Here is a 15,646-nt window from a genome sequence, read left to right as displayed (position 1 = left end):
CTTGCCCCGCCTGCTTTCGTCACCTGTATTTGGGCAATATCTGAGTCGTTTTTGAACGTGGGTACATCTGATGGAAACACTGCTAGAAGTCCGTGGCTTGTCAGTTGAATTTCCTGGTGTTAAGGCATTGGACTCTGTCGATTTTTCTCTGCTTCGCGGTGAAGTTGTCGCATTGTTAGGGGAAAATGGTGCAGGAAAGTCGACTTTAATCAAAGCATTAACTGGGGTCTATAAGCGGGCCGCCGGTGAAGTTTATTTAGATGGTAAGGCCATTTGTCCCCTTGATACTGCGGATGCCCAGAAACTGGGGATTGGCACTGTTTATCAAGAGGTCAACTTGCTGCCCAATATATCTGTTGCGGCAAATCTATTCATTGGCCGTGAGCCATTACGTTGGGGGCTAATTGACCATCGCACAATGAATCTACAGGCAGAAAAGCTGCTAACGGGCTATGGTCTTACATTAGATGTGCAGCAACCGTTAGCTAACTTTTCTATTGCAATACAACAGATTGTCGCCATTGCTCGTGCGGTCGATCTATCAGCAAAAGTACTTATTCTGGATGAGCCAACGGCAAGTTTAGATGCTAAAGAAGTCAGTATGTTGCTGGATATTTTGCGTCAGTTACGAGATCAGGGTATCGGTATGGTATTCGTGACGCATTTCCTCGATCAGGTTTATCGGATCAGTGATCGTATTACTGTCTTACGCAATGGCAAACTTGTTGGCACTAAAACAACCGCAGAACTTCCCCGTATCGAATTGGTTCAGATGATGTTGGGTCATAGCTTTGATGAGCAATTACTCAAACGTGGTGAACATAATATTGTGGCAAGCAACCCACTGGTTGAGTTTAAAAACTATGGTCGGCGGGGTGTGGTGGAAAACTTCGATTTGGCTGTTTCTCCTGGTGAAATTGTCGGACTTGCTGGGCTATTGGGGTCTGGGCGCACCGAGACTGCGCAATTAATTTTTGGTGTTACGACACCGGATACTGGGGAGGCCAAAATACAAGGCAAGCCCGTTAAGATCCGAACACCACGCACGGCATCAAAATTCGGTTTTGGCTATTGCCCAGAAGATCGTAAAACTGATGGCATCGTCGGTGCTGCAACAGTTCGGGAGAATATTATTCTGGCCTTACAGGCCCAGCGCGGATGGCTAAGGCCACTTTCAATGCGGGAACAAACGCAAATTGCTGAGCAATTCATTCAGCAGCTTGGTATTCGTACTCCTGGCCCTGAGCAACAAATTCAGTATCTCTCCGGTGGAAACCAGCAAAAAGTTTTATTAGCGCGCTGGCTTGCCACAAAACCTCGATTTTTGATTTTAGATGAGCCAACGCGCGGTATTGACGTGGGGGCGCATGCTGAAATTATTCGGCTGATTGAGAAACTGTGTGATGAAGGGCTGGCACTGTTAATTATCTCTTCCGAATTAGAGGAATTGGCAGGTTATGCCGATCGCGTCATTGTTCTGCGTGACCGTCGACATATTGCACAACTCGGTCACGATGAGATTTCCGTTCCTGCCATCATGCAGGCGATCGCGGTGCAATAAGGAGTTACTTCATGGTTAATAGGAGCCTGTCAATGCCGCAACGACCGCGCAAAGTTAAATGGGTCTTGCCGAAAGGTGCCACTCAATTTGGTGCTCTGGCGGTCATTTTATTGATTGATAGTTTAGTCGCCCCGAACTTTTTCTCGATCCATATTCAGGATGGACGGTTGTTTGGCAGTGTCATCGATATTCTAAATCGCGGTGCTCCCGTTGCTTTACTGGCATTAGGTATGACACTGGTCATTGCTACTGGCGGCATTGATTTGTCGGTTGGTGCGGTAATGGCAATAGCCGGTGCAACTGCAGCCACACTGACCAGTGCTGGATATCCTTTACCCACGGTATTAGTCGCCGCCCTTGCGGTTGGCGCGTTATGTGGTTTATGGAACGGTTTCTTAGTGGCGGTATTACAAATCCAACCGATTGTGGCCACCTTAATGTTAATGGTGGCAGGACGGGGGATAGCCCAGCTTATTACTGAGGGGCAGATTGTTACATTTGATACGGGTGGCTTGGCGAAGTTGGGTAGCAGCACGCTGATGTATTTGCCGATGTCAGTAGTCATCGCATTTAGTATGTTGATTATAGTGTGGTTATTGACCCGAAAAACAGCACTGGGTCTATTCATTGAGTCCGTTGGTATCAACTTACGATCAGCACGTAATGCGGGAGTGAGTACTCGCTTGGTGCTGATTGCCGTGTATGTGATTTGTGGTATCTGTGCAGCGGTCGCTGGCATTATTGTGACGGCAGATATTCGTGGTGCCGATGCTAACAATGCTGGTTTATGGCTGGAGCTGGATGCAATTCTGGCGGTAGTCATTGGTGGTGCATCTTTAATGGGAGGGCGGTTTAATCTTTTGCTTTCGGTTATTGGCGCTTTGATTATTCAAGGGATGAATACAGGGATCTTACTTTCAGGTTATCAGCCAGAATTTAACCTAGTCCTTAAAGCTATTGTGGTATTAGCCGTCTTGATTGTGCAGTCACCGATGATCTCATTTAGCCATATCTTCACGAGGCGAAAATAATGTTAAAGCGCAATATTCCTTTGCTGATTACTATCGCCGTTTTTATTCTGGGATACGCTTTTTGTCTCAGTCAGTTCCCCAGTTTCTCCTCCACCCGAGTGTGGTGTGATTTACTGACTGATAATGCTTTTCTGGGCATCGTCGCCGTAGGGATGACTTTCGTTATTCTATCGGGCGGCATCGATTTATCGGTTGGGTCGGTAATTGCATTTACTGGCGTGTTATTGGCTAAGTTAATCGGAACTTATGGTATTCACCCAATGTATGCTTTTGCCATTGTCTTAGTTATGGGGGCGATGTTTGGTGCATTGATGGGATGGATTATTGATTCTCTGAAACTCCCTGCGTTTATTATTACTCTGGCTGGGATGTTCTTCGTTCGTGGTATGAGTTTTATCGTCTCTGAAGAGTCGATACCTATTGATCACCCACTTTATGCCACGCTGGCGAATTATGCCTGGAAAGTTCCTGGTGGCGGGCGATTCACATTATTAGCCTTCATCATGCTAATGGTTGTGGCATTTGGCATTCTGTTGGCTCATCGAACCCGCTTTGGCCATAATGTTTATGCCATTGGCGGTAATAGCGTTTCTGCTGGACTGATGGGTGTTCCTGTCAGGCAAACGACAATTAAAATTTATATGTTATCGAGCACGTTAGCCGCGCTATCGGGAATCGTTTTCTCACTCTATACCTCTGCTGGCTATGCATTAGCAGCCAGTGGTGTTGAGCTAGATGCCATTGCCGCAGTCGTTATCGGTGGCACATTACTTACCGGTGGTATCGGGACAGTTTTCGGCACGCTGTTTGGCGTCTTGATTCAGGGGTTGATTCAGAGCTATATCACATTCGATGGCACACTTAGCTCATGGTGGACCAAAATTGTCATCGGAATATTATTATTTAGCTTTATTGCGATTCAGAAGGCGATGAGTGCTTTTTATCTGAACCGGCGTGCTCGCCCTCAGTCGCCGCCACTTAATCCCGTATAGCGCTCTGAGCTGCGTTATTCATCGGTGTTTTTAACAGTTGTCGAATCAATGTTTGCTGGTCACTGTTTTGCAACCAAACAGCATACAGTGGCCGCATAATAGCTGGCATATCAGCGTTCATGGCCAATTGAGGGTATTCTTTTTGCCAGTGTTCGGGCAGGAAAGCACAGCCACCGGTGGTTTCCAATAGCTGCCGGGTCAAATGTGCTGATGTGGTCGTTAATACCGGCATTTGCTCGCTCTCCAGCAATCTATTCTCTTGCTGATGAAAATCAGCTCCCCACTCAAGCTTGATGTAAGGTGCCTCATTTGCATTTTTATGCTCGGCGTCTGGCTCAGTTTCTTTCGATAAATCAATCGGCTCAAAAGAAAATAGTCGCAGCGAAAAATGCCCTAACAGTTGGCTTGCCAGTTCATCCATTTTAGGCGGTTCGGTCGTTATCAATAAATCCAGTTGCCGCTCGTGCAACTGTTTCACCAGCGAGTGCCGCAGTGCAATCCGCGCCTCAAGGCGCAATGCCTCTCGTTGTTTATATAATTGTTGCAACCACGGAGTGAGGTATGCCTCCCACAGTGAGGCGGTTGCACCAATGGACAACTCGGTATGCTGTAGTGAGTGAGCAACCTCTTTTTTGGCTAGTTGCCAGGTACTCATCAGTGTTTCTGCGTAAGGCACCAAACGTTCTCCCGCAGGTGTCAGACGAATATTATTGCGATGACGAGTGAATAAATTTGCACCTAATTGATTTTCCAACTGACGGATACGAAAACTTACCGCCGACTGTGTTAAGTACAAAGATTCAGCAGCGCGACCAAAGTGGCGAGTCCTACTGACCTCCAAAAAGGTTTTCAGTAATTCGGTATCCAAACCCATCTCCAATTTTTTTTGTCGTTAAGATTTAAATGTTTTGTTTTACACGCTGTCAAGCCTATCTAATACTCCGCGCCATAAACAGCACGACCATGAGAGAATTAGGAGCGTGTCAGATGGCGGATAGCTTCATCACGACCAATCGTTTTTTTGATAATAAGCATTATCCTCGCGGGTTCTCGCGCCACGGCGATTTCACCATTAAAGAGGCGCAATTACTAGAGCGCCATGGCTACGCCTTCAACGAACTCGATCTCGGAAAACGCCAGCCTGTAACGGAAGAAGAACAGTTGTTTGTTGCTGTTTGTCGCGGCGAACGTGAGCCCGTCAGTGCCGAGGAGAAAGTCTGGTCCAAATATGTGACCCGAACTCGTCGTCCTAAACGATTCCATACTCTATCAGGCGGCAAGCCGCAGATGGATGCGGTGGAAGATTATACCGATAGCGACGATTAATCCCCTCTTATCCTTCGTCCTTGAAATCGCAGGGGTGTTCGCGGCGCGCTCTTACCCGAATCACTTACTTGAGTAAGCTCATCGGGATGCGTTTGCTTGCAGCCTACCTGCGATTCCAATGACTTTGGATAATACTCTTCGTTAGTGGAACCACAGGGGTGTTCGCGGCGCGCTCTTACCCGAATCACTTACTTGAGTAAGCTCATCGGGATGCGTTTGCTTGCAGCCTACCTGTGATTCCAATGACTTTGGATAATACTCTTCGTTAGTGGAACCACAGGGGTGTTCGCGGCGCGTTCTTACCCGAATCACTTACTTGAGTAAGCTCATCGGGATGCGTTTGCTTGCAGCCTACCTGCGATTCCAATGACTTTGGATATCAGAGAGGTGTTTGATAATAGTGGATTTTTTGCTCCCCTATTTACATCAGGCTCTTGTGTAACTGCAACAGCAGCCGGTCCATACAACGATAGCTCAGTGCTTCCGAAAGATGATTTCTTTGGATGTAATTCTCCTGAGCGAGATCGGCAATGCTCCGCGCTACTTTTAAAATATGGTGCCAGGCGCGTACCGACAAACCCAGCGTCAGCAGAACTTGCTCCAGAAAGGCCGCATTCTCAGGAGTGAGGGAGCAATATTCGGCAATTTCTTGGCTATTAAGCTGAGAATTTATCTTCCCTGCTCGATCCAATTGCCTCTGCCTTGCCTGCAATACTCGTAGCCTGACCGTTTCACTGCTTTCCCCTTGATGTTTCTGAGCCCCCAGCATACCTGATGGCAGCAATGGCACCTCTATCGACAAATCAAACCTGTCCAGAAACGGCCCCGACAATTTTGCCAGATAGCGCAGAATCTGTTGTGGCGGTGTACGGTTATGGACACCCTGATAATGGCCGCTGGGGCTGGGGTTCATTGCGGCAATCAGTTGCACTTTGGCAGGAAAGCACACTTTAGCCGCTGCACGAGAAATGATAATTTCGCCTGATTCCAGTGGCTCGCGCAGTGAATCCAGCACCCGACGTTCAAATTCAGGTAATTCATCCAGGAAGAGTACACCATTGTGCGCCAATGAGATTTCACCGGGGCGTGGAATAGAACCACCGCCAATCAGTGCCGCCATTGAGGCGCTATGGTGGGGGGCGCGAAAAGCCCGGCAACGCCATTGGGCGGGTAGCACGTTACTGTGCAGTAGACCGTTAATGGCCGCGGCCTCTAATGCCTCTTGATCCGTCAGCGGCGGCAATAATCCAGTTAACCGATTTGCCAGCATCGTTTTGCCCGTTCCTGGTGGCCCGAGTAATAGCAGGTTATGGCCCCCCGCCGCAGCAATTTCTAAGGCTCGCTTAGCCTGTGACTGCCCAATGATATCTTGCAGGTCGAGGCTGCTATCCCACTCTGGTGTAGATTCAACTAGCTGGCCCTGATCAAGGGTATTTTCACCCTGTAAAAAACCGCACACGGCTAACAAGTGATCGGCAACCCGGCTGTTACCTTGTGGAATAAGACCTATCTCAAGATTATTCGCGACCGGAAGAATTAATTGCCGCTGAACTTGGCTACTGGCGAGTGCTGCCGGAATTGCGCCGCTAACCCGCCTTAGCGCCCCTGATAGGGCTAACTCACCCAAGAACTCATAGTGGGTTAATTTATCCGCAGGAATCTGTTCTGACGCTGCCAGTATTGCTAAAGCGATAGGGAGATCATAGCGGCCACCCTCTTTCGGCAAGTCTGCCGGTGCCAAACTAACAGTGATACGTTTCGCCGGAAAGGTGAATCCACTGTTGATTAATGCGCTCCGAACCCTATCTCGAGCCTCTTTTACGGTGGTTTCCGGTAATCCAACCAAAATCAATCCGGGGAGCCCATTGCTGATATGAACTTCTACTGTAACCGGTGGGGCCTGAATGCCTAATGTGGCGCGGGTATGAATGGTTGCCAGTGACATGCTGCTTTCCTTTGCCGTGATGTGTCCTTAGGGCTACCGGGACTTTTATTAATCGACCGGGCTGAGATATGAGGTAGCCGCAGCAGTGTGCCCTAGGTCTTTTTTGAGTACAGCGAAAAAGAATTGATTTGCGAACGCTCGCGAGAAATTTCGCTGCAAGGGAAGTATCAAAATTAAAAATTGCGATACGGTACGCAAAAAATGGCCAAACTACTGATATGAGTATTACTAATTGATAAATAATATATTTGTGTCATATCGTGTAGCGGCTCACAGAATAATAATTTAAATAAATATTGTCAGATAACCAATAACTGTGATAACTCTGTAGGTATTCGTTCGACACTGACAGATGAACAACCTAATTATGAAAGCGATTGTCCAAGTGATTAACCTAGTCCTAATTAGCGTGGTGGTGATTATTATCCCACCGTGCGGGGCTGCACTTGGACGAATAAAGGCATAAAAATCAAGCCTTAATCTCAAGAGAACCCCCGCACCGAAAGGTCCGGGGGTTTTTTTATTGGTACGTTAAAGACGCGAGGAACATAAAATGCACAACAGAATAAAATCCTGTGCCTCCCGCGAAAGGTCGGGGAAATAACTATGAATGGTGCTCAGTGGGTGGTTCAAGCGTTGCGTGCGCAGGGTGTTGATACGGTATTCGGCTATCCGGGTGGAGCAATAATGCCTGTCTACGATGCTTTGTATGATGGTGGTGTCGAGCATTTGCTCTGCCGCCATGAGCAAGGTGCTGCGATTGCTGCCATTGGCTATGCCCGTGCAACCGGTAAAGTCGGGGTGTGTATTGCCACTTCTGGCCCTGGAGCCACTAATCTGATCACCGGTTTGGCTGATGCATTGCTGGATTCAGTGCCGGTCATTGCTATCACCGGTCAGGTGGGGTCTGCTTTAATCGGTACTGATGCTTTTCAGGAGATTGACGTATTGGGTTTGTCACTTGCCTGTACCAAACACAGTTTTCTGGTTGAATCATTAGAGGCGTTGCCTGGTATCATGGCGGAGGCGTTTGCCATTGCTACCAGTGGCCGCCCTGGACCGGTTTTAATCGATATTCCGAAGGATATTCAGTTAGCTGTGGGTGATTTAACCCCGCACCTGATGCCAGTTGAAGAGCATCTTGTTGATTCTGCTGCCGAGTTACAACAAGCCTGGGATATGCTGGCAACCGCGCAAAAACCGATGTTGTATGTCGGTGGCGGGGTTGGCATGGCACAGGCCGTTCCTGCTTTACGTGCTTTTATCGAGGTAACGGGTATTCCTGCGGTTGCCACTCTGAAGGGTTTAGGCGCACCGGATACTAATCATCCGTGCTATCTGGGTATGCTGGGGATGCATGGCACTAAAGCCGCAAACTTTGCGGTGCAGGATTGCGATTTATTGATAGCGGTTGGCGCGCGGTTTGATGACCGTGTCACCGGCAAGCTGAATACATTCGCCGCAAAAGCAAAAGTTATCCATATGGATATCGACCCGGCTGAATTGGGTAAATTGCGTCAGGCGCATGTCGCGTTGCAGGGCGATTTGAAAGTATTGCTGCCCGCATTACAGCAACCGTTGGATATCCAGCCGTGGCGTGATGAGGTCATGGCATTGAAACACCAGCATAGCTGGCGCTACGATCACCCTGGCCAGGCAATTTATGCTCCGTTGTTACTGAAGCAGATATCTGAACGCAAAGCACCACAAGCGGTAGTGACTACCGATGTGGGCCAGCACCAGATGTGGACGGCGCAGCATATGAACTTTACCCGACCTGAGAATTTCATCACATCCAGCGGTTTGGGCACGATGGGTTTTGGTGTGCCGGCCGCGGTTGGCGCACAAATGGCCCGTCCTGATGACATGGTTATCTGTATCTCCGGTGACGGTTCGTTTATGATGAATGTTCAGGAGTTGGGCACGATAAAACGAAAACAGTTACCGCTGAAAATCGTATTATTAGATAACCAGCGATTGGGTATGGTTCGACAGTGGCAGCAACTGTTTTTTGATGGACGTTATAGCGAAACCAATCTTTCTGATAACCCCGATTTCATCACACTGGCCAGTGCGTTTAATATCCCCGGCCAACGTATCACCCGCAAAGACCAAGTCGACGCCGCTCTGGATGCGCTGTTTAACAGCGAAGGCCCTTATCTGCTCCAGGTTTCCATCGACGAACTCGAAAACGTTTGGCCGTTAGTGCCGCCAGGCGCAGGTAATGAAACCATGCTGGAGAAAATCTCATGATGCACCATCAATCCTCTATCCAACATCAAATCTCTATCCAAGCCCGCTTTCGCCCTGAAATGTTAGAGCGTGTATTGCGGGTTGTGCGGCACCGTGGCTTCCAGGTTTGTGCTATGAATATGTCGCCAATGATTAATGCTGAGAATATTAATATTGAATTGACCGTTGCCAGCGGGCGACCTGTCGATTTACTGTCTTCTCAGTTAAGTAAGCTTATGGATGTCGCCTGCGTCGAGATCCTACAACCTAATACATTACAGATACGCGCCTGATGCGCCACAAGGAAAGAAAAGAATGACGAAGAAAGCTGATTTTATTTGGTTTAACGGTGACATGGTTCCGTGGGCAGAGGCTAAAGTTCACGTGATGTCTCACGCGTTACACTACGGCACGTCAGTCTTCGAAGGTGTCCGTTGCTACGACTCCCACAAAGGGCCGGTAGTTTTCCGTCACCGCGAACATATGCAGCGTTTACATGACTCAGCTAAAATTTATCGTATGCCGGTTTCCCAGTCGGTTGATGAGCTGATGGAAGCCTGCCGTGCGACATTGCGTAAAAACAATCTGACCAGCGCGTATATCCGCCCGTTAGTGTTTATTGGTGATGTCGGTATGGGTGTGAACCCGCCAGATGGCTATAAAACAGATGTGATAATCGCCGCGTTCCCATGGGGTGCTTATCTGGGTGCGGAAGCGTTGGAGCAAGGCATTGATGCCATGGTGTCCTCATGGAACCGTGTGGCACCAAATACCATTCCAACTGCGGCAAAAGCCGGTGGTAACTACCTGTCCTCCTTGTTGGTGGGCAGCGAAGCACGCCGTCACGGCTATCAGGAAGGGATTGCGCTGGATATTCATGGCTTCTTGTCTGAAGGTGCGGGTGAAAACCTATTTGAAGTAAAAGATGGCATCCTGTTCACGCCGCCGTTTACCTCTTCAGCCCTGCCGGGTATCACCCGTGATGCGATTATCAAACTGGCGAAAGATATGGGTCTGGAAGTGCGTGAGCAAGTGTTGTCACGTGAATCTCTCTATTTGGCGGATGAAGTCTTTATGTCCGGTACTGCGGCAGAAATTACCCCGGTACGCAGCGTGGATGGTATTCAGGTCGGTATTGGTAAACGTGGCCCGGTTACCACCAAGATCCAACAAGCATTCTTTGGCCTGTTCACCGGTGAAACTGAAGATAAGTACGGTTGGCTGGATCCAATCAATCAATAATCAATAAAAACTGACAGACAGAATCAGCAGGTGGTTCGTTCGCCACCTGCAACACAGAATACATTGGAGTGAAGAGACAATGCCTAAGTACCGTTCCCATACCACCACTCATGGCCGCAATATGGCCGGCGCTCGTGCACTGTGGCGCGCTACCGGTATGACCGATGATGACTTCGGCAAACCGATTATTGCAGTGGTTAACTCATTTACCCAGTTTGTACCGGGCCACGTTCATTTGCGCGACTTAGGCAAGCTGGTAGCGGAGCAAATTGAAGCGTCTGGCGGCGTGGCTAAAGAGTTCAACACTATTGCGGTGGATGATGGGATCGCGATGGGCCACGGCGGCATGCTCTATTCACTGCCTTCACGTGAATTGATTGCCGACTCCGTAGAATACATGGTTAACGCTCATTGCGCGGACGCCATGGTGTGTATCTCTAACTGCGACAAAATTACCCCAGGGATGCTGATGGCGTCTCTGCGTTTGAATATTCCGGTGATCTTTGTGTCCGGCGGCCCGATGGAAGCGGGTAAAACCAAGCTGTCCGATAAAATCATCAAACTGGATCTGGTGGATGCCATGATCCAGGGCGCAAACCCGAATGTCAGTGATGCCGACAGTGAGCAGATTGAACGCTCTGCCTGCCCGACCTGTGGTTCCTGCTCGGGGATGTTTACTGCCAACTCGATGAACTGCTTAAATGAGGCGCTGGGTCTGGCGCTGCCAGGTAACGGTTCACTGTTGGCGACCCATGCTGACCGTAAACAACTGTTCCTCGATGCTGGTAAGCACATTGTTGAGCTGACTAAACGTTATTACGAACAGGATGATGTTAGTGCCTTGCCGCGCAGCATCGCGAACAAAGCCGCATTTGAAAACGCTATGACGCTGGATATCGCGATGGGCGGCTCGACCAACACCGTGCTGCACTTACTGGCCGCAGCACAGGAAGGGGAGGTTGATTTCGATATTAGCGATATCGACCGTTTATCTCGTCAGGTGCCTCATTTGTGTAAAGTCGCGCCGAGCACGCAGAAATACCATATGGAAGACGTGCACCGTGCAGGTGGGGTTATGGGTATTTTAGGCGAACTGGACAGGGCTGGCTTGCTTAACCGCGAGGTGCGTAATGTGTTGGGGCTGAATCTGACCGATACGCTGGAAACCTATGACGTGATGCTTACCGGTGACGAAGGGGTCAAGCAGATGTACGCCGCGGGCCCGGCGGGTATTCGTACCACTAAAGCCTTCTCGCAGGATTGCCGCTTCCCATCACTGGATACTGACCGCGAAGAGGGTTGTATCCGTACTCGCGAACATGCTTACAGCCAAGACGGCGGTTTAGCTGTGCTGTACGGCAATATCGCCGCGAACGGTTGTATTGTTAAAACCGCCGGTGTGGATAAAGAGAGCCTGACCTTCCGTGGCCCGGCAAAAGTGTATGAGAGTCAGGATGATGCGGTAGCAGCGATTCTCGGCGGTAAAGTTGTGGCGGGTGACGTGGTCGTTATCCGTTACGAAGGGCCAAAAGGTGGGCCGGGGATGCAGGAAATGCTCTATCCGACCACTTATTTGAAATCCATGGGATTAGGCAAGAGCTGTGCTTTGCTGACTGATGGCCGTTTCTCCGGCGGGACGTCTGGTTTGTCGATTGGTCATGTTTCACCAGAAGCGGCCAGTGGCGGCCTGATTGGTCTGGTGCAGGATGGCGATTTCATTGATATCGATATCCCGAACCGTGGCATTGTGTTGGATGTGAGCGAATCTGAGCTGACTGCTCGTCGTGAAACGGAAGAAGCCCGTGGCGATGCTGCCTGGTCGCCTAAAGCCCGCGAACGTCAGGTTTCTTATGCACTGCGCGCTTATGCTCTGCTGGCAACCAGCGCCGACAAAGGTGCTGTGCGCGACAAAAGTAAGCTGGGAGGCTAATACCCATGGCGGTATCACAACCCTTATCTGCTGCCCCTTGCGGGGCAGAATATCTGCGGGCGATATTGCGCGCGCCGGTGTATGAGGTGGCGCAAGTCACCCCGTTGCAAGTGATGGAAAAAATCTCTTCCCGCCTGGCTAATACTATTTTGGTTAAACGTGAAGATCGCCAGCCAGTGCACAGTTTTAAGCTGCGTGGTGCTTATGCGATGCTGGCGGGTCTGACAGAAGAGCAGAAAGCCTGTGGTGTGATAACCGCCTCTGCCGGTAATCATGCGCAAGGTGTCGCCCTCTCAGCCAGTAAGCTGGGTATCAAGGCACTTATCGTGATGCCGGTAGCAACCGCTGACATCAAAGTGGATGCCGTGCGCGGTTTTGGTGGTGAGGTGCTGCTGTTCGGTGCCAATTTCGATGAAGCCAAAGGCAAAGCTATCGAGTTATCCCAGCAGCAGGGTTATACCTTTGTGCCGCCGTTTGACCATCCGGCCGTTATCGCCGGGCAGGGGACGCTGGCGATGGAGTTACTCCAGCAAGACGCACACCTTGATCGGATTTTTGTCCCGGTCGGTGGCGGTGGGCTGGTGGCCGGTGTGGCGGTGCTTATCAAGCAACTGATGCCGCAGATTAAAGTGATCGGGGTTGAAGCGGAAGACTCAGCTTGTTTACGTGCCGCACTGGATGCGGGCAAGCCGGTTGACCTGGCCCGTGTTGGGTTATTTGCCGAGGGTGTCGCCGTTAAACGTATTGGCGATGAGCCATTCCGCCTGTGCCAAGAGTATTTGGACGAGGTGATAACCGTCGACAGTGATGCTATCTGTGCGGCAGTAAAAGATTTATTTGAAGATGTGCGTGCCATCGCCGAACCTTCTGGTGCTTTGGCGCTGGCGGGCCTGAAAAAGTATGTTCAGCAGCATAATATCAAAGGCGAACGTCTGGCCCATGTGCTGTCCGGTGCTAACGTGAACTTCCACGGTCTGCGCTATGTGTCAGAACGTTGTGAGCTGGGCGAGCAGCGTGAAGCTTTGCTGGCCGTAACTATCCCCGAGAAAAAAGGCAGTTTTCTCCGTTTCTGCGAGTTGCTGGGGGGGCGTTCGGTCACTGAATTCAACTACCGTTATGCGGATGCCGATAATGCCTGCATTTTCGTAGGGGTACGTTTGACGCGCGGCTATGCCGAGCGGGCAGAGATATTGGCTGAGCTACAGGCAAAAGATTATCAGGTGGTGGACCTATCTGACGACGAGATGGCCAAACTGCATGTGCGTTATATGGTGGGTGGTCGACCTTCCAAACCATTGCGTGAGCGGCTGTACAGCTTTGAATTCCCTGAATCACCGGGCGCATTGCTGAAGTTCTTGCATACATTAGGTACGCACTGGAATATCTCTTTGTTCCACTATCGTAGCCATGGCACTGATTTTGGTCGGGTATTGGCAGGGTTTGAGTTGTCAGATTCTGAGCCGCAATTTGAAGAGCACTTGGCCGCTTTGGGCTATGATTGCCATGATGAAACCAACAACCCGGCGTTTAAGTTCTTTTTGGCGGGTTAAGTTTTGGCTGGATGAAGTGGCGGTGAATACCTATCAACCACAATAAAACTCAGGGCTAATAAGCGCTGAGTTTTTTATTTCCACTTAGTTATATTTAATCTTCTTATATATTCTCAAAAATAAGCATTCCAAATGAAATTCAGTATTAGTGCAGCGTAATATCATCTGTGGATTTATTAATTGAGATTAATAATATCGCAGTTAATTACCACATTGTTGAATGTTTATTGTTTCTCATGGTTTGAATAATATATGGAGATTTTATATGAGTGAAACATTAGCCCTGATTAAGGCATCAATTAAGTCACCGGTACCTGACTACATACCCCCTACGCCGCTAAGTAACCGTTTGAATCCTCTGCAAAACTCAATTCGGTCTTATTCAATGCGTGATGGGACGACAACAATTGAAACAACGCGTCGCAAAGGGGAGATCGTTAGGCAAATTGTAACAAGAGAACACATTGATGCTGCAAGCAATAAGACGGTTAAAGTGAAAACCTTTGATGCTGCTACCAATACGATAAATCAGGCTATCGAGCACTTTGATTCTAACAATAATATGACTAAGAGGGTCGTTGAAAGTTTTAGTTATGACCCAGTTAAAAAGGCAGTACAATTGAGCGAAACAGTGGTAGTAAAACAAAGTTTCGATGCTAAAAATAATATAACGCACCGCGCTGAACAGAAAACTAATGCTGCTGGTGAAATCACTTATAACCTGGTTGATACCTATCCCAACGTAAACATTACCAACAACTTGCAAAGCGACACCTGCCAACTGACCGATTCGATAAACAGTTTCCCTACCAAAGAGAGCGCTCCTGCTCCTGTGGAGGCGACTATGTGTAATCCTTTAACTCTGGGGCCGAGGAATCTTGTTCCCGCCATAAATTACGCTTCGCGATTGTAAACTACAGCAGCCCCCAAAATGCTTCGATCAACGGCTCATTGAGCCGTTTTTTGGGCACACACACACCCAGCTCAAATGGCTCGACCAACGAGATATCATCCAGCAAGGAAATGCGGTTGCGCACCGGTTCCGGGCTGTTATCCACCACTACTGATGGGATCAGTGCCACACCGCAGCCCAATGCTACCATTGATACAATTGCTTCATGGCCGGAAACCGTAGCATAAATCAATGGGTTACTGATGCGCTGGCGGCGGAACCACAAATCAATGCGTTTTCGTGATGGGCCATGCTCAGGCAAAATAAAGGGGACCGTGGCCCAATCGGGCTGCTCCACCGAGACCTGTGAACGCACTGCGCAAGGCAGGGCTGGCGCAATCAAAACCAGTGGAATCTCGCCAATCTGGGTAAAGGCGATGCTGGTGGGGAGCACTTCAGGGCGACCAGCAATACCGAGATCAGCCTCATTCGATTGCACTTTATCTACCGCATCGGCGGCATCACCGGTAGTGAGTTTGATTTCAACCAACGGATGACGTGCGCGAAAACGATCGAGAATGGGGGGTAAATGGCTATAGGCGGCGGTGACTGAACAAAATAGCCGCAGTTCGCCACTGAGTGATGGCCCGTGCTGACCCAAGGCATGGCGCAGCTGTTGGTACTGTAGCAATGTCTGTTGAGCAAAAGCCTTGAGCTGTGTACCGGCATCGGTCAGTTGCACCGTGCGGTTGTCTCGTAAAAACAGGGGCTGTCCGAGCGTCTCCTCCAGCCGCTGAATCTGGCGTGATAGGGTGGATGGACTGACGTGTGTAGCTTTAGCCGTGCGGCCAAAGTGGCGGCTTTCAGCCAAATGCAGAAACAATTTCAGGTCACGTAAATCCATAACAGACAGCCTCTTAGGTGAGAAGAGCTATTGTATTGCAT

The 15,646-nt window shown here is 49.4% G+C and carries 14 protein-coding genes; 11 read left to right on the top strand and 3 right to left on the bottom strand.

Annotated features, from left to right (window positions below; translation table 11 throughout):
- The first annotated feature begins 70 nt into the window (after positions 1-70).
- From ytfR to yjfF, 3 genes are read left to right on the top strand one after another with little or no spacing between them, the layout of a single operon-like run.
- The gene (gene ytfR / locus V1953_RS20485; RefSeq protein WP_083161828.1) at positions 71-1,561 is read left to right on the top strand and encodes a galactofuranose ABC transporter, ATP-binding protein YtfR; all 1,491 of its coding nucleotides are present in this window, start codon (positions 71-73) and stop codon (positions 1,559-1,561) included.
- An 11-nt stretch (positions 1,562-1,572) separates the two neighbouring features.
- Positions 1,573-2,592: a galactofuranose ABC transporter, ATP-binding protein YtfT gene (gene ytfT / locus V1953_RS20480; RefSeq protein ID WP_083161830.1), complete on the top strand. Its 1,020-nt coding sequence runs from the start codon at positions 1,573-1,575 to the stop codon at positions 2,590-2,592.
- Entirely contained in the window at positions 2,592-3,584 is a 993-nt protein-coding gene (gene yjfF / locus V1953_RS20475) for a galactofuranose ABC transporter, permease protein YjfF (RefSeq protein WP_083161832.1), read from the top strand. The genes ytfT and yjfF overlap by 1 nt, the downstream gene beginning before the upstream one ends.
- Here the strand turns inward: yjfF and hdfR are convergent.
- Complete coding sequence (gene hdfR / locus V1953_RS20470) at positions 3,571-4,452, bottom strand: HTH-type transcriptional regulator HdfR (RefSeq protein ID WP_442848259.1); 882 nt, start codon at positions 4,450-4,452, stop codon at positions 3,571-3,573. The genes yjfF and hdfR overlap by 14 nt on opposite strands.
- 119 nt (positions 4,453-4,571) lie before the next feature.
- On the opposite strand from hdfR, the gene V1953_RS20465 reads away from it, so the two are divergent.
- The gene (locus V1953_RS20465) at positions 4,572-4,910 is read left to right on the top strand and encodes a DUF413 domain-containing protein (protein ID WP_005190326.1); all 339 of its coding nucleotides are present in this window, start codon (positions 4,572-4,574) and stop codon (positions 4,908-4,910) included.
- A gap of 421 nt (positions 4,911-5,331) precedes the next feature.
- On the opposite strand, the gene V1953_RS20460 is transcribed toward V1953_RS20465, so the two are convergent.
- Positions 5,332-6,855 (bottom strand): YifB family Mg chelatase-like AAA ATPase, encoded by a 1,524-nt coding sequence (locus V1953_RS20460; protein WP_083161834.1) that lies wholly within the window; start codon positions 6,853-6,855, stop codon positions 5,332-5,334.
- A gap of 367 nt (positions 6,856-7,222) precedes the next feature.
- On the opposite strand from V1953_RS20460, the gene ilvL reads away from it, so the two are divergent.
- The 7 genes from ilvL (at position 7,223) to V1953_RS20425 (ending at position 14,722) form a co-directional block, all read left to right on the top strand.
- Complete coding sequence (gene ilvL / locus V1953_RS20455; protein ID WP_071817873.1) at positions 7,223-7,321, top strand: ilv operon leader peptide; 99 nt, start codon at positions 7,223-7,225, stop codon at positions 7,319-7,321.
- 140 nt (positions 7,322-7,461) lie between these two features.
- Positions 7,462-9,108 carry an acetolactate synthase 2 catalytic subunit gene (ilvG, locus tag V1953_RS20450; protein WP_083161836.1) on the top strand — a complete coding sequence of 549 codons (1,647 nt, stop codon included), beginning with the start codon at positions 7,462-7,464 and terminating at the stop codon, positions 9,106-9,108.
- Positions 9,108-9,380, top strand: coding sequence for an acetolactate synthase 2 small subunit (ilvM, locus tag V1953_RS20445; RefSeq protein ID WP_372560674.1), 273 nt, complete (start codon positions 9,108-9,110; stop codon positions 9,378-9,380). The genes ilvG and ilvM overlap by 1 nt, the downstream gene beginning before the upstream one ends.
- A gap of 22 nt (positions 9,381-9,402) precedes the next feature.
- On the top strand, positions 9,403-10,329 hold the full coding sequence (locus tag V1953_RS20440; protein WP_083161838.1) for a branched-chain amino acid transaminase: 927 nt from the start codon (positions 9,403-9,405) through the stop codon (positions 10,327-10,329).
- Between the two features lie 79 nt (positions 10,330-10,408).
- On the top strand, positions 10,409-12,259 hold the full coding sequence (gene ilvD / locus V1953_RS20435) for a dihydroxy-acid dehydratase (RefSeq protein WP_083161840.1): 1,851 nt from the start codon (positions 10,409-10,411) through the stop codon (positions 12,257-12,259).
- Positions 12,260-12,264: 5 nt separating this feature from the next.
- On the top strand, positions 12,265-13,809 hold the full coding sequence (gene ilvA, locus V1953_RS20430) for a threonine ammonia-lyase, biosynthetic (RefSeq protein WP_083161842.1): 1,545 nt from the start codon (positions 12,265-12,267) through the stop codon (positions 13,807-13,809).
- Positions 13,810-14,074: 265 nt separating this feature from the next.
- Positions 14,075-14,722 carry a hypothetical protein gene (locus tag V1953_RS20425; protein ID WP_420073695.1) on the top strand — a complete coding sequence of 216 codons (648 nt, stop codon included), beginning with the start codon at positions 14,075-14,077 and terminating at the stop codon, positions 14,720-14,722.
- Between the two features lies 1 nt (position 14,723).
- Here V1953_RS20425 and ilvY read toward each other — a convergent pair whose 3' ends face one another.
- Positions 14,724-15,605: an HTH-type transcriptional activator IlvY gene (ilvY, locus tag V1953_RS20420; protein WP_005190304.1), complete on the bottom strand. Its 882-nt coding sequence runs from the start codon at positions 15,603-15,605 to the stop codon at positions 14,724-14,726.
- Positions 15,606-15,646 lie beyond the last annotated feature (41 nt).

The organism is Yersinia sp. 2541 StPb PI, from assembly GCF_052217145.1.
GTDB classification, from domain to species: domain Bacteria; phylum Pseudomonadota; class Gammaproteobacteria; order Enterobacterales; family Enterobacteriaceae; genus Yersinia; species Yersinia enterocolitica_E.
The sequence above is the reverse complement of the archived record's forward strand: the minus strand, read 5'-3'. Positions and strand labels throughout refer to the sequence as shown.